The organism is Streptomyces sp. NPDC006140 (assembly GCF_040628815.1).
Lineage (GTDB): Bacteria > Actinomycetota > Actinomycetes > Streptomycetales > Streptomycetaceae > Streptomyces.
On the sequence record NZ_JBEXTS010000004.1, the window covers coordinates 496,221 to 520,080 of the forward strand.

Annotated in this window: 14 protein-coding genes and 4 pseudogenes; 9 read left to right on the top strand and 9 right to left on the bottom strand. The window is 70.7% G+C overall.

What is annotated here, in order from left to right; translation table 11 throughout:
* Positions 1-21 precede the first annotated feature (21 nt).
* Entirely contained in the window at positions 22-1,503 is a 1,482-nt protein-coding gene (locus ABZ386_RS14830) for an alpha/beta hydrolase (RefSeq protein WP_358964858.1), read from the top strand.
* Positions 1,504-1,513: 10 nt separating this feature from the next.
* Here the strand turns inward: ABZ386_RS14830 and ABZ386_RS14835 are convergent, their stop codons facing one another.
* From ABZ386_RS14835 to ABZ386_RS14850, 4 genes and pseudogenes are all read right to left on the bottom strand, one after another.
* Entirely contained in the window at positions 1,514-2,575 is a 1,062-nt protein-coding gene (locus ABZ386_RS14835) for an N-acetylmuramoyl-L-alanine amidase (RefSeq protein WP_351334268.1), read from the bottom strand.
* A gap of 254 nt (positions 2,576-2,829) precedes the next feature.
* Positions 2,830-3,651 (bottom strand): lipase family protein, encoded by an 822-nt coding sequence (locus ABZ386_RS14840; RefSeq protein WP_358964905.1) that lies wholly within the window; start codon positions 3,649-3,651, stop codon positions 2,830-2,832.
* 140 nt (positions 3,652-3,791) lie between these two features.
* Positions 3,792-4,341 (bottom strand): annotated as a pseudogene (locus tag ABZ386_RS14845) (TetR family transcriptional regulator).
* Between the two features lie 10 nt (positions 4,342-4,351).
* Positions 4,352-4,618 (bottom strand): annotated as a pseudogene (locus ABZ386_RS14850) (DapH/DapD/GlmU-related protein); the annotation flags it as partial.
* 235 nt (positions 4,619-4,853) lie between these two features.
* On the opposite strand from ABZ386_RS14850, the gene ABZ386_RS14855 reads away from it, so the two are divergent.
* Entirely contained in the window at positions 4,854-6,026 is a 1,173-nt protein-coding gene (locus tag ABZ386_RS14855; RefSeq protein WP_356615494.1) for a DSD1 family PLP-dependent enzyme, read from the top strand.
* Positions 6,027-6,086: 60 nt separating this feature from the next.
* Here ABZ386_RS14855 and ABZ386_RS14860 read toward each other — a convergent pair whose 3' ends face one another.
* Together ABZ386_RS14860 and ABZ386_RS14865 are read right to left on the bottom strand one after the other, a co-directional pair.
* Positions 6,087-7,511 (bottom strand): FAD-dependent monooxygenase, encoded by a 1,425-nt coding sequence (locus ABZ386_RS14860; RefSeq protein WP_358964859.1) that lies wholly within the window; start codon positions 7,509-7,511, stop codon positions 6,087-6,089.
* A gap of 80 nt (positions 7,512-7,591) precedes the next feature.
* A complete protein-coding gene (locus ABZ386_RS14865; RefSeq protein ID WP_356500040.1) occupies positions 7,592-8,470 on the bottom strand; it encodes an alpha/beta hydrolase in 879 nt (292 codons plus the stop codon).
* Between the two features lie 146 nt (positions 8,471-8,616).
* Here ABZ386_RS14865 and ABZ386_RS14870 point away from each other — a divergent pair, with 146 nt between their 5' ends.
* A complete protein-coding gene (locus tag ABZ386_RS14870; RefSeq protein ID WP_358964906.1) occupies positions 8,617-10,566 on the top strand; it encodes an AfsR/SARP family transcriptional regulator in 1,950 nt (649 codons plus the stop codon).
* A gap of 61 nt (positions 10,567-10,627) precedes the next feature.
* On the opposite strand, the gene ABZ386_RS14875 is transcribed toward ABZ386_RS14870, so the two are convergent.
* Both ABZ386_RS14875 and ABZ386_RS14880 read right to left on the bottom strand, forming a co-directional pair.
* A complete protein-coding gene (locus tag ABZ386_RS14875; RefSeq protein ID WP_356500041.1) occupies positions 10,628-11,656 on the bottom strand; it encodes a MerR family transcriptional regulator in 1,029 nt (342 codons plus the stop codon).
* A complete protein-coding gene (locus ABZ386_RS14880) occupies positions 11,650-12,372 on the bottom strand; it encodes a HEAT repeat domain-containing protein (protein ID WP_358964860.1) in 723 nt (240 codons plus the stop codon). The genes ABZ386_RS14875 and ABZ386_RS14880 overlap by 7 nt, the downstream gene beginning before the upstream one ends.
* Before the next feature lie 513 nt (positions 12,373-12,885).
* On the opposite strand from ABZ386_RS14880, the gene ABZ386_RS14885 reads away from it, so the two are divergent.
* The 5 genes from ABZ386_RS14885 to ABZ386_RS14905 all read left to right on the top strand — a co-directional run bounded on the left by ABZ386_RS14885 (position 12,886) and on the right by ABZ386_RS14905 (position 19,983).
* On the top strand, positions 12,886-13,308 hold the full coding sequence (locus ABZ386_RS14885) for a hypothetical protein (protein ID WP_351334251.1): 423 nt from the start codon (positions 12,886-12,888) through the stop codon (positions 13,306-13,308).
* Positions 13,298-13,951, top strand: coding sequence for a hypothetical protein (locus ABZ386_RS14890; RefSeq protein ID WP_358964861.1), 654 nt, complete (start codon positions 13,298-13,300; stop codon positions 13,949-13,951). Before ABZ386_RS14885 ends, ABZ386_RS14890 begins: the two co-directional genes overlap by 11 nt.
* A 2-nt stretch (positions 13,952-13,953) precedes the next feature.
* Complete coding sequence (locus ABZ386_RS14895) at positions 13,954-18,714, top strand: putative T7SS-secreted protein (RefSeq protein WP_358964862.1); 4,761 nt, start codon at positions 13,954-13,956, stop codon at positions 18,712-18,714.
* Complete coding sequence (locus ABZ386_RS14900; protein ID WP_351349330.1) at positions 18,711-19,073, top strand: hypothetical protein; 363 nt, start codon at positions 18,711-18,713, stop codon at positions 19,071-19,073. Before ABZ386_RS14895 ends, ABZ386_RS14900 begins: the two co-directional genes overlap by 4 nt.
* 445 nt (positions 19,074-19,518) lie before the next feature.
* A complete protein-coding gene (locus ABZ386_RS14905) occupies positions 19,519-19,983 on the top strand; it encodes a barstar family protein (RefSeq protein WP_355716740.1) in 465 nt (154 codons plus the stop codon).
* Positions 19,984-20,729: 746 nt separating this feature from the next.
* On the opposite strand, the pseudogene ABZ386_RS14910 reads toward ABZ386_RS14905, so the two are convergent.
* Positions 20,730-20,867 (bottom strand): annotated as a pseudogene (locus ABZ386_RS14910) (toxin); the annotation flags it as partial.
* A gap of 183 nt (positions 20,868-21,050) precedes the next feature.
* Here ABZ386_RS14910 and ABZ386_RS14915 point away from each other — a divergent pair.
* Positions 21,051-23,848 (top strand): annotated as a pseudogene (locus ABZ386_RS14915) (RHS repeat-associated core domain-containing protein); the annotation flags it as partial.
* Positions 23,849-23,860: the final 12 nt, after the last annotated feature.

Sequence of the window (23,860 nt, forward strand, 5' to 3'; positions counted from 1 at the left end):
AGATCTTCTGGAGAGACCCCCTTGACCCGTCCCGCACGCCGCACCGCACTGCTGTCCGCCCTCACGGCCGCCACGACCCTGATCCCGGCCGCCCCCGTCCAGGCGGCGGAGCCACACTCGCCCCTGCGCTTCACCGCCTGCCCGGACTCCGTCCCCCGGCCGGCCGCTCCGGAGCGCGTGGAGTGCGGGCGGCTCACCGTGCCGCTCGACTGGCGGCAGCCCCGGGGGCCACGCATCGAGGTCGCGGTCTCCCGGGTCCGCGCCTCGGGCACGCCCGCCGAACGGCGCGGCATCCTGCTGGTCAACCCGGGCGGCCCGGGCGGCTCCGGACTCCCCTACGCGGTCACCAAGCGGGCGAAACTCCCCGAGAGCGTGCGGCGCGCGTACGACGTGATCGGCTTCGACCCGCGCGGTACCGGACGGAGCACCCCCGTCTCCTGCGGCCCGATGGGCGGCCTCTTCGACAGCCCGGGCGGCGACCCGGTGCCGGTGGGACCAGCGGCGGAGCGGACGTACCTGAGGTCCCTGCGGGCCATGGCGGACGACTGCGCCGCGCACGCGGGCCGTCTGCTGCCGCATCTGTCCACCGAGCAGACGGCCTACGACATGGACGCGATACGCGCGGCCCTCGGCGAACCGAGGACGAACTTCCTCGGCGTCTCCTACGGCACCTACCTGGGCGCCGCCTACACCGCCCGGTTCCCGCACCGCGTGGGCCGGATGGTGCTGGACAGCGTCGTCGGCCCGTGGGACTGGTACGACTTCGACGTCCGGCAGAGCCGGGCGCTGCTGCGCCAGCGCGACACTTTCTTCGCCTGGGCCGCCGGGCACTTCGGACTGGGAGCGACACCGGCCGAGGTGCGTGCCTCGTACCTGCGCGTGCGCCGGGGGCTCGCCGCGCGGCCGGTGGCCGGTTTCGGCGCGGCGGAGTTCGACCGGGCGGTGTACCGCGCCCTGGGCCGCACCGAGCGGTGGGCGGGGCTGGCCGGCGGGCTGCGCGGCTACCTGGCCGACGGCGGCGTCGACGCGCTGCGCCCGGCCGCCGCCTTCGACGGCCCGGAATCCCGCACCTACGAGGCGGCCAACCGCGTCGTCAAGTGTGCCGACGGGCCGGGCCCGAGCCCCCGCGAGATCGTCGCCGACATCCGCCGCATCCGCCGGGCCGACGCGCAGCCGGTGCTGACCGGCATGGAGGCGAGCACCTGCGCCTACTGGCACCACCGGCCCGGACACCGCCCCCCGCTCGGCAGCCCGGCCGCGCCGCCGGTCCTCCTGGTCGCCTCCGCGCACGACCCCGTGACGCCGGTCGAGGGAGCCCGCTCGTTGCAGCGGCTGCTGCCCGGCTCAACGCTGGTCACCCTCGACGACGACTACTCCCACGGTGTGTTCGCGAGCCGCGGCAATGCCTGCGTGGACGGCACCGCGGCGGCCTACCTGGTGGACGGAACGGTGCCCGCGGCGAACGTACGCTGCCCGGGCCCCGGACTTCCGGCCCCGAAGTGACCCCGGGGGCTCACGCCTCCTTCCACACCAGCACGGTCAGCACGGCGCTCGCGACGGTGACCGGGACGGCGGCCTGGTTCAGCAGCCGCACGCGCATGCTGCGCCCCGACGCTATGCGCTTCGTCACGGGCAGGACGGCGAAGGTGCCGCCGCCGGTCCCCACGATCTCGTGGATCGGGTGGTCCGCGCGGTGCTGGTCGCCCTGGTACTCCGACATGCGCGCCTGGACGACCGCACCCGCCGGCAGTCCGTCGAGGTGGAGGCTCACGGTCCCGCTGAACCGGGCCGGTCCCCGGGCGAAGACGCTCCCGCCGGTGGCGTGGTCGCCGGTCTCGTCGCTCCACTCGGTGGCGAACTCCACCGAGTCCCAGGCGCCGGGCGCGAGTCGGTACCGCTCGGCGACACCGAGGTTGACGTACTGGGGCATGGGGTCCTCTCCTTCCCACAGGCCCGCCGGGAGGGCCAGGGCGTCGGCCACGTCACGGCGGAAGCCGGCCATGTCGAATCCGCGCGGATCGACCTTCCAGTCGCTCCATTCCAGGTGGCCGATCGCGCTCTTGTGGCCCCAGCCGTGCGCGCGGCAGACCGCGGCGGTGGCCTTGACCATGGCGAGGTACTGGGCGGGCGGCCAGGGGTCCCTGCCATCGCCCTTGTTCTCGCACTCCCAGCCGTAGAAACGGGCGTTGCCGTCGACCGCGCCGCCCGAGCCGTCGTGCTCGTGCGTCGGGGGCGGGTAGGCGCCGTACGACTCGCCGATGACGGCGTTCAGTACGTCGCCGTCGCCGCCTCCGGCGTGGTTGGCCCGGCCGTTGCCGGTCAGGTGGACGACGCCGTCCTTGGTGATGCAGCCGGTGGCGAGCGGGCCGGGCAGGGCGCTGTGGCCGTGGTAGATGAGCCCGACGACGTCCGTGCCGGGCCCGGTGACGGTGTGGTGGATCATCACGCCGTGGACGGGCCCCCAAGGGCCCTTGTGGTTGCGGTTGTTGGTGCGCCAGCCACTGACCTCGTGAACGGCGCAGCCCTCGGCCTGCAACGCGGCGACGAGCCGGGCGGCGGTGAGTGGTGTGGCCATGCGTCGGTCCTCCGTTTCGGCGCGCACGTGCCGGGGGTGGAGACAGCGGTCGCAACTGCGGAGCCTGCCTGGCGGATCGTTTCGCCCGAATGTGCCGCGTGCACCTCGCCAGGCCCCCACCATTCTCGCGCCGCTCGCCCCGTCGCTCACCTGGCCGTACACCACGTCCGCAAATTCGGCGGGATTACGACGCTGCCGCACCACGGAGGGCGGCGGCCGGCCGTTCCCGTGCCCCCCGAAGGGGGCGCGGCGCCTCAGTCCAGGTTCTTCTCCAGGACCTTCAGATAGCTGTCGATGAAGTGGTCCCGCACGCCGTCACTGGCCGGCGCGAAGAGGTCCGCGGTCAGCCCGCCCACCCGGTCGGCCAGCCCGCCGACCAGCGGCATGGACTCGCGGATCCGGCCGCGGGAGTCGATGTACCGCAGGGCGCTCACATGCGTGTAGAAGGGCTCCGGCGGGAGCTGCGGCACGATGTCGTTGTTGTTGACGAAGCGGTACATGCGGTTCTTGTAGCCCTTGTCGTACGCGGCGGCGAGTTGGGGGTCGCAGGTGCGGGGCTGGCCGAAGGTGTACACGCCGTCCGCCGCCAGCCGCGGCTCCTCCAGGTACATCCGCGCCCCGGCGAGCATCGCCAGCGCTCCGCCGAGGCTGTGCCCGGTGAACCACACGCTCTGCCCGTTGGTCCGCCACTCGTCGAGCGTGGCCAGGACGTCCGGGTAGATCGAGTCCAGGGCCTCGGCGAAACCGTGGTGGACGTGCCCGGTGCCGTCCGGGCCGCGCCGCGGCGGTGCCGTGCCGTCGGTCAGCCAGTCCTTGATCTGGTCGGGTTCCGTGCCGCGGAACGCGGTGATGATCATGTGGTCGCTGGCCAGCGTGTACGCCTGCGTGTCCTGCAGCGGGAACGGCGGCGTGAACCGCGTCTCGTGGTGGCGCACACGGCCGAAGCCCCACTTGTTCGCCTGCTGTTCGATGGTGGCCTGGTCCTTGTACGCCAGCGCGCACGCCTGGGCGAGACAGTAGGCGTGCCGCAGGTCGTAGCCGGAGACGCGGTGGTCGAGGGTGACGGGAGCGGTCACGAGGTCCCTTTCGGCGGTGGAGTCGGACAGGGCCAGCCGCGCAGGGCGGGCACCGGCTCCCGTCGTACCGACCGGCCCCCGGCGCCCCACGGTCCGACACGCCTCGCTGATCGCGCCCCGGACGGAATTCATCCGTACGGTCATGGACGGTCCGTCGCCGTGATGCGGGTGACGGCCTCCAGGGTGAGGGCGCGGTCGTGGGGCGCGGGCGACAGGGCCCGATGCAGGGCCAGTCCCTCGATGGGGACGTCCGGCTGGCGTGCCGTGCCGGGGTCGAAGTGCTTCTCCAGGTGCGCACGGCTGCGCGCCATCCGTTCCCGGGTGAGTTCCCGGTAGGCGGGCCGGCGCGCCGCGAGGGTGTACAGCTCCTGGGTGAGGACGAGGTCGCGCTGACTGCCCTCGGACAGCGCGTGGATGAGGTCGGCCACGGCCGCCCTGGCCTGGTCCCGGTCGGCCGGGGGCGTGAGGTGCGCGTCGAACAGCGCGACGATGTGGTCGGTGAAGCTGCGGAACGCCTCACCGAGCAGCTCGCGATGCCGCTGAAGAGGTAGGTCATCGACCCCAGGGCACCCCGGCCCGGGCGGCGATCTTGCGGTGGGAGACGCCCGCGACGCCGTCCCCGGCGATGAGGTCGAGCGTGGCGGCGACGACGCGCGCACGGCGCTGGGGGTCGGTGAGTCCGGTGGCCATGGCAGCAGGTCTACAGGCTCCGCACCGGGCGGGCCGGATGACCGACCGCGACGACGTCGGCGGGCACGTCCTTGGTCACGACGGCGCCCGCGCCGATGACGGAGTTGTCGCCGATGGTGATCGGCCTGACGGCCTCCAGCTTGTCCCGGCGCGGCCGCGGCTCCAAGGGGTGGGTGGGGGTGAGCAGTTGGACGTTGGGGCCGATCTGGCAGTCCTCGCCGATGGTGATGGCCGCGACGTCGAGCGCGGTGAGGTGGTAGTTGACGAAGGTGCGCGCGGCGGCCGGACGTGCGCCTCGCTCCTTTTCTCGCTGGACAGCCGGGCCGGCCACTACTTAGACTTCCAGTCCAGAAATGGACAGGAGATCCAAAGCGGGCTGATGGACGACGAGGCCGACGGGCATCCACGCCGGATGACCGTCTACGACCACGCCGGACGAAAGGGCCCGCGCCCGCCGGAGCGAAGAGCGGCACCTCTGGCCCGACCCTCCCGAAGAACATGGACGTCTCCCTGTGAACAGTTCCGCGAGCACCGCCACCGCACGGACCTTGGCCGACCCGGACACCCCGTTCGCCGTCGTCGACGTCCACCGGACCCTGCGCAACATCGCCCGCCTGCGGGACAGGGCCGCCCGCCTCGGGGTCGCCCTGCGCCCGCACGTCAAGACCGCCAAGAGCCTCGACGTCGCGGCCCTCCTCCACGAGGGCGCGCCGCCCTGCCCGGTCACCGTCTCCACCCTCGCCGAGGCCGAGGCGTTCGCCGACGGCGGCTACACCGACCTCACGTACGCCGTCGGCATCGCCCCGCACAAACTCCCCCGCGTCATCGCGCTGTTGCGCCGCGGGGTGCGCCTGCGCGTGCTGCTGGACAGCGTCGAGCAGGCGTCGTTCGTCGGTGAGGCGTCCCGCCGGGCCGGCGTCCCCGTCCCCGCCCAGATCGAGATCGACTGCGACGGCCACCGCGGCGGCCTCAGGCCCGACGACGCCGCACTCCCCGAGATCGGCCGCATCCTGCACCACTCGGGCTGTCTGGACGGCGTCCTGACCCACGCGGGCGAGTCCTACTTCGCTTACACCGCAGAGGACCGGCGCCTGGCGGCACGGAACGAACGCGACACCGCCGTCGCCGCGGCCGAACGCCTGCGCGCGGCCGGCCTCCCCGTGCACACCGTCAGCGTCGGCTCGACCCCCACCGCCCACGCCGCCGAGGACCTCACCGGAGTCACCGAACTGCGCGCCGGCAACTACGTCTTCTTCGACCTGGTGATGTCCGGTCTCGGCGTCTGCGACCTCGACGACCTCGCCCTCTCGGTCGTGGTGACCGTCATCGGCCACCGCCCCGAGCACGGGTGGATCCTCACCGACGGCGGCTGGATGGCCATGTCCCGCGACCGCGGCACCGCCGCCCAGGCCCAGGACCAGGGCTACGGCCTGGTCACCGACCTGGACGGCACCCTCCTCCCCGGCCTGGTCATGACGGCCGCCAGCCAGGAGCACGGCACCCTCACCGCCCGCGACGGCGCTCCCCTGCCCGACCTGCCGGTGGGCACCCGCCTGCGCGTCCTGCCCAACCACGCCTGCGCCACCGCGGCCCAGCACCACGGCTACCACGTCATCGACAGCGGCCGGACAGCCGGCCCGGCCCCCGCGATCCAGGCGTACTGGCCCCGGGTCACCGGCTGGTGAGCCGGGTGACCGCCCAGGGGGCGTACGGCGTCCATGACGGTGCAGGCGTCCGCAGCCGTCTCAGGTCCCGTGCACAGCGGTGAGCAGTTCCCCCCGGGAGGGACCGGGCTCGGCGTAGCGCGGTTCACCGGCGGCCAGTTCGACGGCCCTCTCCGCCAGTCCGGGCTTCACCAGGGCCTCCTGCGGGCCGGCGAGGAGACAGCCCACGTCGGCGAGGCCGCGCAGGATCTCGGGGTCCTTCCAGCGAGCGGATCCCAGGGCGATCTGGAGGTTCCAGTCGGCGTCGTCGGTGGTGCGGACGCCGCCCTGGATCTCGGCGTCGATCTCGGCCAGCCGGTTCCGGTCCCAGGCGGCGAAACCCTCCCACACCGGCGTGAGGTTCTCCTCGGCGAACGTGTCGAGCAGCAGGGACTGCCGCAGGGGGGCGGCGCTCCCGGCCAGGCGCAGGACGTCGCGCAGGGCCGCGGCATGCCGCCAGCCCATCGTGATGCCCGTGCCGAACTGCGGGTCGACCGTGCCCCAGGCGTCGCCGATCTGCACGATCCCGGTGACCAGCGGACGGCCGTCCACCACGAGGCGGCGGCGCCGGCTGTCGGTCCCGCCGATGGCGGTCACGCCCGTGACCGGCTCCCCCTCGCCCAGGTGCGCGAACCACGGGTACAGGCTCAGGGCCCGGTGCCACGCGTCGGCGTCCGCCAGGGCGCGCATTTCCTGATCGCGTCCGGACGTCACCAGCGACACGCCCCAGGTGCCGCGATCGCCGGGTACGGAGAGGACGCTGACGCTGTCGTGGTGACACAGCGGCCACGGCGCCTGCCGGGGCAGGGCGCCGTCGGGTGAGCGGAAGTACCGGGTGTAGTAGCGGAAGCCCGTCCCTACGCGGTACTCCTCGGGTTCCGCGCCGATCCCCGCCAGCATCCCGGCCACCGGGGAGTTGCGGCCGCCCGCGTCGACCACGAGGTCCGCCGCCCACCGCTCGCCGTCCTGGGTGAGCACGCCGGTCACGTGCGGGGGTGCCGCCGACCGGGCCTTTCCGGTCAGCAGTCCGGCGACCTGGACGCCGTGCCGCACGGTGACGCCGGGCGTCTGCCGCGCCTGAGCCAGCAGGGCCGCGTCCAGCAGCGGCCGCCGCATGGCGATCGTCTCGAACCGGGCGTCCCCCGGCTGCCTCGGCCCGGTGGCCGCCCTGTCCCACGCCCCGGCGATCATGTTGTGGTGCGGTCGCCCTCCCAGGGCGAGGATGCGGTCCACCGCGCCGGGGAGTTCGGCGGCCAGCAGGCTCGTTCCGCCGGGCAGCACGCAGTGGCTGTGCCGGAACTGGCCGACCCCCGGCCGCCGCCAGTCCCGCCAGGCGGCTTCGCCGTCGCCGTCGGGCGGACCGGGGTCACGGTCGAGCACGGTGACCCGCAGGCCCTCGGCGGCCAGCAGCATCGCGGCCACCAGGCCCGTCGGCCCGGCGCCCAGCACCAGGACATGCTTCGTCATCAACTCTCCTCGGTTTCCTCAGTGTCGGTGGCGCGTGGTCGCCTTCGAGCCCGGGCGGTCATCGCTGCACCAGGTCACGGTCATCGCTTCACCAGGTCGAGGATCAGGGCGGCGATGTCCTCCGGAGCCTCCTCGGCCATGAAGTGGCCCGCCCGGGTGGTGAAGTGCCGGAGGTCACCGGCCCACGGCCGCCAGGTCGCGGCGGCGTCGAAACCCAGCTGCCGCCCCCAGTCCTGCTGGACGACCGTCACCGGCATGGCGAGGCGGTTGCCGGCGTCCAGGTCGGCCTGGTCGTGTGCGAGGTCGACGGTCGCGGTGGCGCGGTAGTCGGCGACGATCGACGGGACGGCGTCCCGGCAGGCGCGCAGGTACTCGGCGCGTACGTCCGGCGGGATCGCCTCGGAGCCGGTGGACCAGACGTCGAGGAAGTGGCCGAAGAACGCGTCGGCGCTGTTCGCGATCAGTTGCTCGGGCAGACCGGGCGGCTGGGCCATCAGGTAGAGGTGGAAGCCCACCGCCGCGCTGACGCCGCGCAGGACGTTCCAGGTGTCCAGGGTGGGGACGATGTCCAGGATGCCCAGGTGGGTGATCCGGTCCGGGTGGTCCAGCCCCGCCCGGAAGGCGACGTGCGCGCCGCGGTCGTGCCCGACCAGTGCGAACCGGTCGAACCCGAGGGCGTCGGCCAGGTGGACGATGTCCGCGGCCATCGTCCGCTTCGCGTAGATGTCCTCGGCGACCGCTTCCGGCTTGCTGCTGGCGCCGTAGCCGCGGAGGTCGGGGCAGACCACGGTGTGGTGCCCGGCCAGGGCCGGGGCGACATGGCGCCACATCAGGTGGGTCTGGGGGAAGCCGTGGAGCAGTACGAGCGGCGGTCCTTCCCCGCCGACGGCCGCGTTCAGCTCGATGCCGTCGGCCACGCCGATCGAGCTGGTGGTGAATCCGGGAATGGTGATGGCCATCGCCGTCGTCTCCTTCTCCGTAAGCCGCAAGCCGCAAGCCGGTGCCGCTCACCCGTGGACGGATGAACGACAGGAGCATCGGGCAGCCGGATCAGCAGCGGATCAGCGACGGCCGTCGGACGCCGGAGCGGGACGACAATGAGCCCATGGAGATCCTCGTCAAGGTGCTCGGACCCATAGAGGTCACGGATGCCGGGGGCCGTCCCGTGGCGGTGGGCAGCCGGCGCCGCCGCGAGGTTCTGGGCCGGCTGGTCGCCGCCGGCGGCCGGGCCGTCCCGCTGGCGACGCTGGTCGCCGATCTCTGGGACGACCCCCCGCCCACGGCCGCCGGGACCGTCCGCACCTTCGTCGCCGAACTGCGCCGCGCCCTCGAACCGGACCGCCTCCCGCGCACCCCCTCGCGTGCCATCGAGACCGTCGGCACCGGCTACGCCCTGCGGGTGCCGCGGGCGCACGTCGACGCCCACCGGTTCGAGGACACGCTCCGGGCCATGCGCGACGCACCCGGCGACCAGGTGGCCGGCGCGCTGGGCGAAGCGCTCTCCTGGTGGCGCGGCGAGCCGTACGCGGACCTCGGCACCTCGCCCTGGCCGGCGGCGGAACGCGCCCGCCTGACCGAACTGCACCGGCAGGCCGTCGAGCTGCGCGCCCGGGCGGTGCTCGACCTCGGACGCGGCGCGCCCCTCGTCCCGGAGCTGGAAGCGTTCGCGGCGACACACCCCTGGCGCGAGCACGCCTGGGTCCTGCTGGCCCGTGCCCTCTACCAGGCCGGCCGCCAGGTCGACGCGCTGGCCGCGCTGCGCGGCGCGCGCACCAGGCTGCTGGACCAGTTCGGACTGGCGTCGGCGGACAGCGTCGACCACCTCGAACGCGACATCCTCCGGCACGCTCCCCACCTCACGCCCACGTCCCGGGACGAGGACCGGCTGCGCCTGCTCACCCGCACCGAAGCGACGGGGACCTCCACCCGGCTGCGCTCGATGAGCACCGTGGCCAGGGCCGCCGCGGTCACGGGGGGCACCAACCTGGTCCTCGCCCAGGAGCAGCGCGCCGCGGCGGCTGCGGAAGCGGAACGGACCGGAGACCCCGACCTGACCGCCCGCGTGATCGCGGCGTACGACGTCCCCACCGTCTGGACGCGCGCCGACGACCCCGCACGGTCCGAGGCCCTGGTCGCGACCACCCGGCGCACCCTGCGCCGACTCGGACCAGAGACTCCGCCCGCCCTGCGAGCACGCCTCCTCGCCACCCTCGGGCTGGAGCATCGCGGAACGCGGGACCGCTGGGCCGCCGAGGCGGCGGCCGAAGCCGAACTCCTGGCCCGGGAACTCCACGACCCGGGCGCCCTGGCACTCGCGCTCAACGCCCGGTTCGTGCAGTCCTTCCAGCAGCCCGGACGCACCGCCGAACGCGACGCGATCGCCCGCGAACTCATCGCTCTGTCCGCGCGGCACGACCTCCCGACGTTCGAGATCCTCGGGCACCTCATCAGGATCCAGGTCCGCGCGGCCCGCGGCGACACCGAAGGCGCCGAGCGTCATGTCGCGGCGGCCGAGCGGCTCGCCGCCGTCCACGAGACCCCGCTCGTCCACACGCTCACCGCCGCCTTCCGGACCATGCGGCTGGCCCAGCGATCGAACGACCCCGCCGAGGTCGCCCACGCCTATCGCACCCTGGCCACCGAGCTGGCGGGCGCCGGTATGCCCGGGGTGGAAGCCGGGGCCCTCCCGCTCGCGCTGCTCTCACTCCGCCTGCGCCACGGACGCCCCGCGCCGACGGACCCCACTCTCGACTGGGGTCCCCACCGCCCCTGGGCCCGCCCCCTCGTCGACCTCGCCCGCGGCAACGTCACGGCGGCCCGCCACGCCGCCGCCACCCTGCCGGAACCCCCCGCCGACCACCTGTACGACGCGCTCTGGGCCGTCACCGCGCACACCGCGATCCAGCTCCAGGACGGCCCACTGGCCGCACGGGCGCACGACGCCCTGTCCCCCTTGCGCGGCGAGGTCGCCGGCGGAACGACCGCCATGATCACCTTCGGCCCGGTCGACGACATCCTGGCGGCCCTGGAGCAGCACGTCGAAGCAGAGAAGTAACAGGTCGGGGGCTCTACTTGGAGGACGCTCCCCGCGCGGCGCGTCACACAAGGCGACCCTCTCAGCCTCCGTCTCCGACAGACCGCCGCCCGTCGACGACCATGAGGAAGGCCGAGGCCACGAGGGCGACAGCGCGGTCGTCGTCGTGGGCGAGCCGGCGCAGGACCTCCCGGACGGTGGGCCCCGGCAGTTCGACCAGCGCCTGGGTCAGACGGATGCGCGTCGCGGAGTCGGCGGTGGGCGCGGCGAGTTCCTCGGCCAGGGCGGTCATGATCCGGTCCGCGCAGCCGGAGTCCTGGGACAACGCTCCCAGGACCTCCGCCGCTTCGACGTCGCGGGAACCGTCGACCACCATGCCGACGAGTACCGGCACGGCCTCCACCACGCCACGCCTGCCCAGGGCCAGAGCGGCAGGCCCGCGCACCTGCCGGTCCGGGTCCCCGAGCGCGTCCGCGAGCACCTCGGCCGCACCCGGGGCCTCGGCCATCTCGGCGATCGCCAGCACCGCGCGCCGCCGGACGTCGACGTCCTCCGCGTGCACACCGGCGGCCAGTGCCGCCACGCCGTCGCCGCCCGACCGGGCGAGCGCCCACCGCAGGGCGCCCGCGACATGGGGATCGGATTCGGCCAGCACCGCCCCGGCCAGCAGCTCGGTGGGGACGGAGGCGCCGTCCGGCCGGGCCAGGACGGCCTGCTGCCTGCGCGCGGCGCTGGCCGAGCCGAGCCCCTGCATGAGTTCGACGATGCGCAGGACGTCCTGCCAGCGGGTGGGCGCCGACGCGTCGACGGCGCGGAGTCGCTCCAGCAGCTCCCGTTCCCGCTCCAAGCGCTCCTCCGTCCACCGGATGAGGTCGCTGACGAGGGCGGACGGCGTGAAGGCCGGGTCCTCCAGCGCGCGCCCGATCTGCTTGAGCGAGAGTCCGAGGGACCGCAGGCTCTCCACGTGGAAGATCCGGCGGATGTCCTCGGTGGAGTACTCGCGGTAGCCGCCGACGGTGCGACCGGTCGGTCGCACCAGCCCGAGGGCGTCGTAGTGCCGGAGCATCCGGGGGCTCACCCCCGAGTGGCGAGCCACCTCGCCGATCAACATTCCGCGGCCTCCGCGCTCTCGGCGCTCTCGGCGGCAGCGGCTCGTTCCGGACCGAGGCTCACGATTCGCTTCGCCTCCTCGACGGCCGCGTCGAAACCGGCCTCCGGGTTCCGCCGGAGCAGCTCGGTGGCACGGGCGTGCGCGGCCACCGCCGGGTCGGGGCTCGCCGCGGCCGTCTCCAGGGCGGGCCCGGTCACCTCGCCGAGGTCGACGAGGGCCCGGCTCAGGCTCAGCTGCACGGTACGGTCGCCGCGGCCGAGCTGCGTGACCAGTTCGTCGGCCAGGTCCTTCTTCTCGTCCTCCGGCACGAGGAGCACGGCCACGCGCCACGCGGTCCGCGCGACCTCGTCGTCGGCGTCACGCAGCATGTCGCGCGTGATCCAGGCCCAGGCGCTCCGGTCACCGATCTTGGAGAGCGTGTGCAACGCCTGGCTGCGGGCCCGACTGCGCTGCGAGCCGAGCTCCTGGCGGATCCGGGGCAGGGTGATCTCCGACGGGAGCCGGGTCAGCGCCCAGGACAGCATGTCCCGCACGAAGAAGTCCGGCTCGACCGCGCATCGCTCGACGAGCGCCTCCAGGAAGCCGGGGTCGGCGCCGGAGCCGGCCGCCAGGGCGGCCTGAAGGCGCACCGACGAGTCCTCGGCACGCAGGGCATCGGCCAGGCGGGCGTTCTGCGGGGTTCCGTTGGTCGGCTTGATCGAAACCACCTCCTGCACCCAGGGGACACCTTGCCACGGTGTCAGGGTCAAGAACGCCCGTCCGCCCGCCATCGGGGTCAGGACCTGCACGCCGCGTGCCGTGTGCATCACGACGGCGGAAAACCGTCTCAGCGCTTCGACGAAGCCGCCGGTTCAAGGACGGCGACGCACTCCACGTGATGCGTCATCGGATGCCGCAACACGAAATTCGTGACTTACCAGCAGGTCAGCTGCCGTTTTCCGGCCCGCCGGAGGAGCCTTCGGGCACTCGGAGCGTCAAACGAGCGTCACAACTGGCCGGGGCGGCTTCCTTACTCAATCGCTTCGACCAGGCGAGCCAACAGGACGTCAGCCGCCAGTTCCTCGACCACGGCGGACAGCCCTCGCGCTGTACGGGAGAAGGTCCCGGCGGCCCCAGCCGCTGGACCTGTTGCAGGACCCCACTCAGGGGGTGCCTTCCGGAGAACCGCCGACATGTTCGCGTGCGTCTTGATCTACCGTTCCCTCAGTCACCTAGGACGGGGAGAGTCCGTGCAGCGAACAAGGACAGCGCTCGCCGAGCGAATAGCCGAGCAGAGAAGGGGAGTCGGTGACCCTCGTGCGCTGGTCGGTGAGATGCGGCGCTCGGTCCTTCTGGTGCCCACGGCCGGTGGGGGCCTGTGGTCAGCGTGGTCGGGCGGGGTGCGGTGGATCTGCGGGTTCACCGACGAGGCCGCACTGGCCCGGTTCGCTCTGCTGCACGGATCCGGTGATCAGCCCATGGACTACGCGGCGCTGTTGGGCGCCCGCATCGTCGACGAGATCGTGCCGTCTTTGGACGAGCCCGCCGGCCTGGCGGTCGACATCGCCACCGAGGACGGATCGATGTTCTTCCCACCGGTCGTCGGCATCGTTGCGGACGACGTCGCCGTCGACTCCGGCGAGGCGAAGGAGGGGCGCGGCCATGGGCGGTGACGGGGCCGATCTGCAGTTCGACAAGGCGTCCGTCGCGAAGTTCACGCAGGGCGTGGGCGCGACCATCGACGGGCTCGGGGATCTGGGCGGCGCCACCGGTTCGGTGCTGGGCAAGGGCTTCTCGGAGCTGGCGATGACCGGGATGGAGGCCGGGCACCACGGCCTCTCGGTCGACTTCGAGGACTTCTGCGAGCGCTGGGAGTGGGGTGTGCGGGCCCTGGTGAGCGACGCCAGCGCGCTCGCGAACCGCCTCGGCCTGGCAGCAGGCACCCAGTGGGAGCACGACCAGTACGTCGAGGGCACGCTGAAGGTGGGTGTCAGTTCCGTGATGGGCGGCAATCCGCACGCCACCGAGGAGGAGATCGCCCTGCAGGGTTGGGGTGACATCGTCACGCCGGACTACCTGAACCCGGACTGGAGCGCGGAGTCGTTCGACAAGGCGGGTGAGGACATCGAGCAGACGTGGAAGGACACCGGCCGCACGGTTCTCACCGAGGGCGAGGGCGGCCGCCGGACGCAGGCCATCATCGACGCCTCGGGTGTATCCGACGATCAGTGGAACCAGGCGCTGGACAACACCTTCGGCCCCTCGCCGGAGGAACGTGCCCGGCAGGCGCAGCAGGGTGAGTCCGGGGGGAACTGACTGTGGGGATAGGCGACTTCCTCAGTGACATCACGCCCGACTCGGTCGAGAACGCGGTCGAGGACGGTGTCGAATGGGCCGGCAACCGGGTCGAGGACGCCGGCAACTGGACCGCCGACCGCCTGCAGGACGTCGGCTGGGAGTCCGGTGCCGACTGGGTGCGCGAGCAGTCCCGTTCGGTCGCCAACCGCATGGGCGCCGAGGTCGACGAGCTGGACCTCGGGCAGACCGAGGACAAGACCAAGCTGATCTACGGCAGCACAAGCAAGATCAACGCCACCGCCGACAAGCTCCGGGCCTTCCGGAGGGCCTTCGACGACGCCGGTGACGGTCTCAAGGGCCTGGACTCCTCCCGGCTCAAGGGCGAGACGGCCGAAGCGCTGCGCACCGCGGTGAGCACCCAGCCGCCCAAGTGGTACGCCGCCGCCGACGCCTGCGCGAAGGCCCTCGCCGCGCTCGACGCGTTCGCCGGCACGATCACCTGGGCGCAGGCACAGGCGCAGACGGCGATCGACAAGTGGAAGGAGGGTGTCAAGGCCTCCGAGGACGCCGCTGACGCCCACCGCAAGAAGGTCGACGACTACAACAGCGCCGTCGATCGCTACAACGCCCAGCCCGCCGACAAGCGCGACCCGTCCTCACTCCCTCCCAGGCCCGCGGCGACGTTCGAGGACCCCGGCAAAAAGCTGATGCAGGAGGCGCAGGACATCCTCGCCGAGGCCCGCAAGCAGCGGAACTCGGCGGCGGAGACCGCGCGCACCGCGGTCCGCGCCGCCCGCGACATGGCCCCGCAGAAACCCTCCTACGCCGAGCAACTGGCAGGCGGGTTCCAGGAGTTCCAGATCATGGGCGACCATGTCGGCGGCGGCATCATCAAGGGCACCGCGGGCATCCTCAACTTCGTCCGCGGGATCAACCCCGTCGACCCGTACAACATCACGCACCCGGCCGAGTACGCCACCTCCCTCAACAGCCTCGCCGCCGGACTGATCATCGCCGCCAACGACCCGGTCGGCACCGGCAAGCAGATGGTCAGCGACTTCATGAAGGACCCGGCCGAGGGCTTCGGCAGACTGATCCCCGACCTCGCGCTGACCGCCGCCACCGGTGGCGGCGGCGCCGCGGTCAAGGGCATCCGCATCGCGGAGGAGGCCGCCGACGCCGCACGGGCGCGCAAGCTGATCGACGACGCCCCCGAGGGCACCCATAACCGCCCCGACGGCGAGCGCACCACCGACGGCACCGACCCCGTCGACCTCGCCTCCGGCCGGATGTTCCTGCCCCAGACCGATCTGGCGATCCCCGGCATCCTGCCGCTGCTCTTCACCCGCCGCACCGAGTCCGGCTGCGCGGTCGGCCGCTTCCTCGGCCCCTCCTGGACGTCCACCGTCGACGAACGACTGGAGATCGATGCGGTCGGCGTCGTCCACGTCACCGCCGACGGGCTCCTGATCCCGTACCCGCACCCGGTCCCCGGCGCGCCCACCACCCCGTCATCTGGCAGAGCCCGCACCCTGCTGGCCCGCGACGCCGACGGCGACTACACCGTCACCGACCCCTACAGCGGCCTGATCTTCCACTTCACCGCCCCGCCCGGCAGCGAACCCGGGGACGACGGCGTCGCATGGCTGTCGGGCATCACCGAGCGCAACGGCCACACCATCACCGTCGACCGTGGCGAGAACGGCGTGCCGCTGGTCCTGGCCCACTCGGCCGGCCACCAGGTGAAGCTGTCCCTCGCCGACGGCCTGGTCACCGCCCTGTCCCTGGCCGGCGCGGGCGAAGGCGGCGCGGACCTGCCCCTGATGAACTACGGCTATCAGGACGGCAACCTCACCACCGTCACCAAACCCTCCGGCGCAACCACCACCTTCATCTACGACGACCGCCGCCGCGTCATCGCCTGGATCGACTCCAACAACAGCCGCTACGACTACATCTACGACGACCGCGACCGCGTCATCGCCGAAGGCGGCGAAGCAGGCCACGTCCAGATCACCCTCACCTACACCGAACCCGACCCGGAGACAGGCCACCGCACCACCACACTCACCACCGCCGACGGGCACGCCACCCGGCACCTCATCGACCACCGCTGCCGGGTGATCGCCACCACCACCCCCCTCGGCCACACCACCCGCTTCACCTACGACACCCGCGGCAACCTGCTCACCCGCACCGACCCACTCGGACGCACCACCGCCTACACCTACGACGAAGAGGGCCAAGTTGTGTCCGCCACTCGGCCCGACGGAAGCGCGCTGCGCACGGTGCGCGGCCCGTTCGGCCTGCCGGTGGAGGTGATCGGTCCGGACGGTCACCGCACGACGTACGCATACGACGAGCGCGGCAACCGCACCTCGGTCACCGAGTCGGCCGGACACACAACGCGCTACGGGTACGACCAGCACGGCCGCCTGATCTTCGTCACCGACGCCCTCGGCGCTACGACACGGAGGGTCTGCGACGCGGCGGGCCTGCCGACGGAGGTCACCGACCCGGCCGGCGGAGCCACCCGACTGGAACGCGACGCCCTCGGCAGAGTTAGACACATCACCGACCCGGTCGGCGGAGTCACTCGCTTCGTCTGGGACGTTGACGGCAATCTCGTTGGCCGAACCGGCCCGGACGGCGCCACCGAGTCATGGACATACGACGGCGAAGGCAACTGCCTCACCCACACCGACCCGGCCGGAGGAGTGACCAGTTTCGAGTACACCCACTTCGATCTTCTCGCTGCCCGCATCCAACCGGATGGCTCCCGCTACGAATTCGAGCACGACGCCGACCTGCGCCTGACTCGGGTAACCAACCCCCAGGGCCTCACCTGGAGCTATGAGTACGATCCGGCGAGCCGCCTTGTATCGGAAACCGACTTCGACGGCAGAACCCTCAGCTACCGTCTCGATGCCGCAGGGCAATTGGTTTCCCGGACCGACGCCCTCGGCGGTGTCCTCGCCCTGGAGCACGACCAGCTCGGCCGCATGATCAGGAAGGACGCCGGAGGCAGGACCACCACCTACGCGTACGACGCGTCAGGACGCCTCTTGCAGGCATCCGGCCCGGACTGCGACCTGATCCGCCAGTACGACCGACGCGGCCTACTCAAGACCGAACTCGTCGACGGCCGCGCCGTCACCTACATGTACGACGCACTCGGCCGCCGGACTCGACGGGTGACCCCGACCGGCCATGTCACCACGTATACCTATGACGTGGCGGGCCGCCTCGACCTGATGGCCGTGAGCGGCCATCAGGTCGGCTTCACCCATGACGCCGCAGACCGTGAGGTGTCCCGTTCCTACGGCGACACAATGACTCTGTCATCCGTCCGGGACGAAGTCGGCAGGCTTTCCGCCCAGCACTTCACGGCCGGTGGACAGACCCTGAACAGCCGTACGTACACCTACCGTGCCGACGGTCACCTCACCTCCGTGACCGATCGGTTGTCCGGCACGCGGTCGTTCGAACTCGACAACGTCGGCCGTGTCACCACCGTCAACGCCCACGGGTGGACCGAACGCTACGCCTACGACGTCGTCGGCAATCAGACCGAAGCCTCCTGGCCCTCAATCCATCCGGGCCACGAGGCAACCGGCCCCCGCACGTACACTGGCACGACGATCACCCGTGCCGGCGACAGCCGCTTCGAGCACGACCGTCTCGGGCGCGTAGTCCGCAAACAGCGGACCCGTCTGTCCCGCAAGCCGCAGACCTGGCGTTACGCATGGGACTCCGAGAGCCGCCTCACCTCGGTCGTCACGCCGGACGGCGCCCTCTGGAAGTACCGTTACGACCCACTTGGCCGCCGCATCGCCAAGCAGCTTCTCGCGGACGACAGTGAGACCGTCCTGGAGGAAACCCGTTTCACCTGGGACGGCATGGTCCTGTGCGAACAGACGACCGTCTCCCATGACGTGCCGGACATCGTCGCACTCACCTGGGACCATCGCGGCTCGATTCCCCTCACCCAGACCGAACGCATCCTCTCCCGCGACGCGGGGCAGCAGGAGATCGACCGCCGCTTCTTCGCAATCGTCACGGACCTCGTCGGCACTCCGACCGAACTGGTCGCCGAGAACGGGGACATCGCCTGGCACACCCGGTCCACCCTTTGGGGCACCACAGCCTGGAACCGGAGCAGCATCGCCTACACCCCCCTCCGCTTTCCCGGCCAGTATCACGACCCCGAAACCGGATTGCACTACAACCTCTTCCGGCACTACGACCCCGCCACGGCCCGCTATCTCACCCCGGATCCGCTCGGACTCGCTCCCGCGCCCAACCCGGCCGCCTACGTCCACAATCCACACACCTGGTCGGACCCACTGGGCCTTTCTCCCTATCAAGATCGGGGAAGAAATACGGAGATCGATCCTCGAAAGCTCGACTACCTGTTCAACAAGGACATCAAGCCAGATTCGCACAACTCACCGAGGGCGCTCCAGAACGAACTGCAACTCCACCGGATCGGCATACCGGACACGCCAGAGATGCGGCAATACGTCACCGATCACCTGGCTCATAGCGCCCAACAGCCGTTCGGGCGCACATTCAACAAGGAGTGGCCCGGCGGAAGCGGTGAATTCGGCGTGACCGAATCGGTCCTCTACGGACCGCACGGAGCACTTGGCGTCGAGAGCACCTGGCAGATCCTGCCGGACGGCGGGCATAGACTCTCCACAGTCATCTTCCGCGGCAGTGGCCCGAATGTAAGCATTCACGGCAGTCTGGACCACTGGCCGCCGTACAGTGGAAAGTGAAGGCGGACGTGTACCGAGAGTTCATCATCCCCGACGACGAAGAGGTCTACGAGGCCATCGGAGAATGGCCGGATTCGGACGAGAGCGGCGCACGGGTTCTCACCGTGCAGGACAATTCGGGGCAATCGCTTATTTTTTCCTACGATGCACTGGCGAGGTCGGTGAGGATCCGCTGGACGAACGAGCAGGGAATCGAGATGCTGGATTTCTTCCGTGAATCCGCAACTCGCCTTTCCTTCACCTCAGGTCATTCAACAAAGCATATTTCCATCGACTTCCACACGGGCGAGTGCACGGGGACCATGGAAATTCAGGTGACACCCCACCTTTCGGTACGCGACCGCCTCCTGTTCCAATAGTAGGTGAAACAGGTCGGTCTCGCCCGGGAACTCAGACATCAGAGAACCAGCTGGCCAGAGGATCTTCCGGCAGACTCAAGGATCGCCACATATCCACATGCCGCGTCACAGGAAAGACATCAACTGGCGCCACAGCAAGCAAGTCGACTGGTGAGCGGCGCGTTTCAGCTCGTTTCGTCCTAGCGCGCCCGCGGCACACTCTAGGCCGAATCCGGTCGTGGTGCCGTCCACCCCCAAGCCATTCGAGAACACCGGGAAGAACGGCACCTACAAACTTCCCGAATTCGATAGCCGGGGGAATAATATCCGCTATACGGATGAGGCATGGTATCGTCGATCGACGACCCGAAAAATGGGGCGGTGAGAGGGTCGTGACCGGGTCGGACGGATCGGACGTACTCACCCCGACCCATTATCAGACGTACATCGTGATGGAGACCGGCCGATGAGCAACGCCACCTGGTGGGGACGGAACGAGGAAGAAGTCTGCGTCGTTCCGACCGACTCCTCGCTCTCCGTTGCGCGCGCCCTGCCTCCCACCGGACTGATCCACTCGGCCCGGATGCGAGGACAGGAAATGCACGACTCCGACGGGGTGTTCACTCAGTTCTACGAGGCACTGCGACTCCCGGACCACTTCGGCTGGAACTGGAACGCACTGCGGGACTGTCTGACCGATCTACACTGGATCAGCGCCAAGCATTTCCTCCTTACCATCGATGGCGCCGACGCCGTGCTTTCCGAGAGTGCCGAAGAGCGCGAAATCCTCTTCCGCGCCCTGAACGACGCCGTTCAGTTCTGGGCGGAACAGCCCGAGCTTCCGGGCCAGGAGAAGGTCACTTTTCAGGCCGTACTGCTGTGCCCGCCCGACGTCCAGGAAGAGATGCTCCGCGAAATCAGGACCTGTTGAGATCTTTGTCATGCCTTTCGTTTCAGACGGTGAGCGTTTTCCAACCTGGCTGCAGGTTGGCCAGTCGGGCTGACTGACAGGTGAAGCCCCTGGCAGATGGATTTTCGACTAGAAATCCGTCTCGACCAGAGGCTTCGCATCATTGTTCAGCGCAGTCGCCGGCCCGAGCGAGCAGCCCTTCCGTCTGCAACCGGCGAAAATCGTCTCGCGGCACGGAGCGCTCAGACTCGACGGCGAACACGGTCCGCCGTTCGTCTCCGTGCCGAAGCAGGGGCCAGTCCATGAGTCGGTCGTTTCGCTGGGCACGCGTCCTCGGTGCGGCAGACGCGTCATCGTCATCAATAGTTTTACGGATCTTGTCGCCTTCTGCGGGACGCACTGCGCTCGGATCCAAAGTTCGGCACCGAGCCCGCCAGGTCCGCATGCTCTACGAAGCCGAAGCTCAGTGCGCACAGAGGGCCGCGCGAGAGGCACGGACGGCGCATTCCGTGACCGCTGGGAAAAGGGGGGCGGATGTTCGTCGGGAAGAAACCGCCGGAGCCCCTTGACCTCCGCCTCAGGCGGGAAGGCGGCGAGCGGACCCTCTGCCCCGCCTCTCGAAAGTCCTAGAGATGCTTGCCGCCATCCGCATCAACCTGCGCAAGGGACGCTCCCGAGGACGGGGCCAGCACGCCCGGGCGGAATGCCAGGAGCCAGCACCGCTCAGGGAACCCCACTCGCCGTCCCGTACCTCACGACGCCGAACGTCAGGAAACGGGGAACCAGGCCGACAGGCGCTTGGCGATGGCCGGTACATCGATGTTGTCCTGCGCGACTTCCTCGACGAACGGGCCGGCAGTGGAGACGGGTGGCGGGGCGGTACTGGCGCTGACGCCGTTGAACCGTCCTGACGACCTGCGGCCCTTCCTCCGCCACTGGAGTCCGCACGGCCTCAACTCCTACTGACTCGGCAAGCTTTCGGCAAAGCCCTCGGCCAGATCCCAGCCCTCTTGGGCTCCCGACCTGCGGCCAAGACACCTGACGACACGTCAGCACGTGCGTCAAACACCCGCCGCATGCGTCAAACCTTCACCCGCCGCACCGAGTCCGGCTGCGCGGTCGGCCGCTTCCTCGGCCCCTCCTGGACGTCCACCGTCGACGAACATCTGCGCATCGACGCCATCGGAGTCGTCCACGTCACCGCCGACGGGCTCCTCATCCCGTACCCGCACCCGGTCCCCGGCGCGCCCACCACCCCGTCATCTGGCAGAGCCCGCACCCTGCTGGCCCGCGACGCCGACGGCGACTACACCGTCACCGACCCCTACAGCGGCCTGACCTTCCACTTCACCGCCCCGCCCGGCAGCGAACCGGGGGACGACGGCATCGCATGGCTGTCCGGCATCACCGAACGCAACGGCCACACCATCACCCTCGACCGCACCGAGGACGGCCTCCCGCTGGCCCTGGTCCACTCGGCGGGCCACCAGGTGAAGCTGTCCCTCGCCGACGGCCGGATCACCGCCCTGTCCCTGGCCGGCGCGGGCGAAGGCGGCGCGGACCTGCCCCTGATGCACTACGGCTACCAGGCCGGCAACCTCACCACCGTCACCAAACCCTCCGGCGCAACCACCACCTTCGTCTACGACGACCGCCGCCGCGTCATCGCCTGGATCGACTCCAACAACAGCCGCTACGACTACGTCTACGACGACCGCGACCGCGTCATCGCCGAAGGCGGCGAAGCGGGCCACGTCCAGATCACCCTCACCTACACCGAACCCGACCCCGAGACGGGCCACCGCACCACCACACTCACCACCGCCGGCGGACACAGCACCCGCCACCTCATCGACCACCGCTGCCGGGTGATCGCCACCACCGACCCCCTCGGCCACACCACCCGCTTCACCTACGACACCCGCGGCAACCTGCTCACCCGCACCGACCCACTCGGACGCACCACCGCCTACACCTACGACGCCAACGACCGACTCTCAGCGGTCACCCGGCCCGACGGCAGTCAAGTCCGCGTCACTTACGGTCCGCTCGGGCTGCCCGTGGAGATCAGCGAGCCGGACGGTGCCCGCCGTACGCAGGAGTTCGACGAGCGCGGCAACCGGATCGCGGTCACCGATCCGGTGGGACATACCACCCGCTACACCTGTGACGACGCCGGCGGTATGACCTCCGTCACCGATGTCCTCGGTGCAACCACCATGGTCCGCTGCGATGCCGCCGGTCGCCCGGTGGAGGTCATCGATCCGGCCGGCGGCACCACCCGCCTGGAACGTGACGCCCTCGGCAGAGTCGTGCGGACCACCGACCCGGCCGGCGGAGTCACCCGCTTCGTGTGGGACGCTGACGGCAGTCTCGCCCAACGTGTCGATCCAGGCGGTGCCACTGCGTCGTGGACGTACGACGGCGAGGGCAACTGCCTTAACCACACCGACTCGGTCGGCGGGGTGACCAGCTTCGAATACACGCACTTCGACCTGCTCAGTGCCCGTACCTACCCGGACGGCGCCCGCTATGAGTTCGAGCACGACGCCGCCCTGCGTCTCACCAAGGTCACTGCCCCCCACGGACTCCACTGGAGCTACACCTACGACGCAGCGGGACGCCTGACCGCCGAGACCGACTTCGACGGCCGCACCCTCCTCTACCGTCGCGACCCGGCGGGACAGTTGACGGCACGTGTGGACACTCTCGGCGACGTCATCTCCCTCACCTACGATTCCTTGGGCCGATTGGTCCGCAAGGACGCCGGAGGCCAGGTCACCGAGTACGCCTACGACATGGCGGGTCGGCTCGTTCACGCATCCGCTCCGGACACTGAACTGATACGTCGCTACGACCGCTGCGGCCGGCTCAACCGAAAGGCGGGGCGGCTGGCCGGCCAGCATCCGACCGCGCACGGCCGCACCCTCAACAGCCGGGCGTACTCCTACCGCGGCGACGGCCACCTCCTCGAGCTCGCCGATCAACTCTCGGGCACGCGCACCTTCGACATCGACCCGGTCGGCCGCGTCACCTCCGTGACCGCTGACGGCTGGAGCGAGCGGTACACCTACGACGGGAGCGGTAACCAGACAGAGGCGTACTGGTCGCCATCCCACCCGGGTCACGAGGCCACCGGTTCCCGGTCGTACATGGGCACCACCCTCACCCGCGCCGGCAACATCCGTTATGAACACGACGCTCTCGGTCGCGTGACGCTGCGCCGGCGGACTCGCCTGTCCCGCAAGGCGGACACGTGGCGCTACACATGGGACATCGCCGCGTGACCTCCGTCGTCACGCCCGACGGGACTCGGTGGCGGTACCGATACGACCCACTGGGCCGCCGCACCGCCAAGCAGCGCCTCGCCGCCGACGGCGAGACGGTCGTCGAGGAAGTCCTGTTCAGCTGGGACGGTGCGGCTCTGTGTGAAGAGACCATGGTGTCTCAGGACATGCTCCATCGGGTGGCCCTCACATGGGACCACCACGGCTTGGCGCCGGTGGCCCAGACCGAGCGCATCCTCTCCTCGGACGCCCCGCAGGAGGAGATGGACCGCCGCTTCTTCGCCATCGCCACCGACCTTGTCGGCGCCCCCACCGAACTGGTCGACGAGAACGGTGACATAGCCTGGCGCACCCGGAGCACGCTGTGGGGTACCACCGCATGGACGAACGCCAGCACTGCCTATACCCCGCTCCGGTTCCCCGGCCAGTACTACGATCCGGAGACCGGCCTCCACTACAACGTCTTCCGCCACTACGATCCCGCGACGGCCCGTTATCTCAGCACGGATCCACTGGGTCTGGAGTGCGCTCCCAATCCGACCGCGTATGTGGTCAACCCACATGTATGGGCCGACCCGCTGGGCCTGTCCCCCTATCCTTCCCGCGTCGAA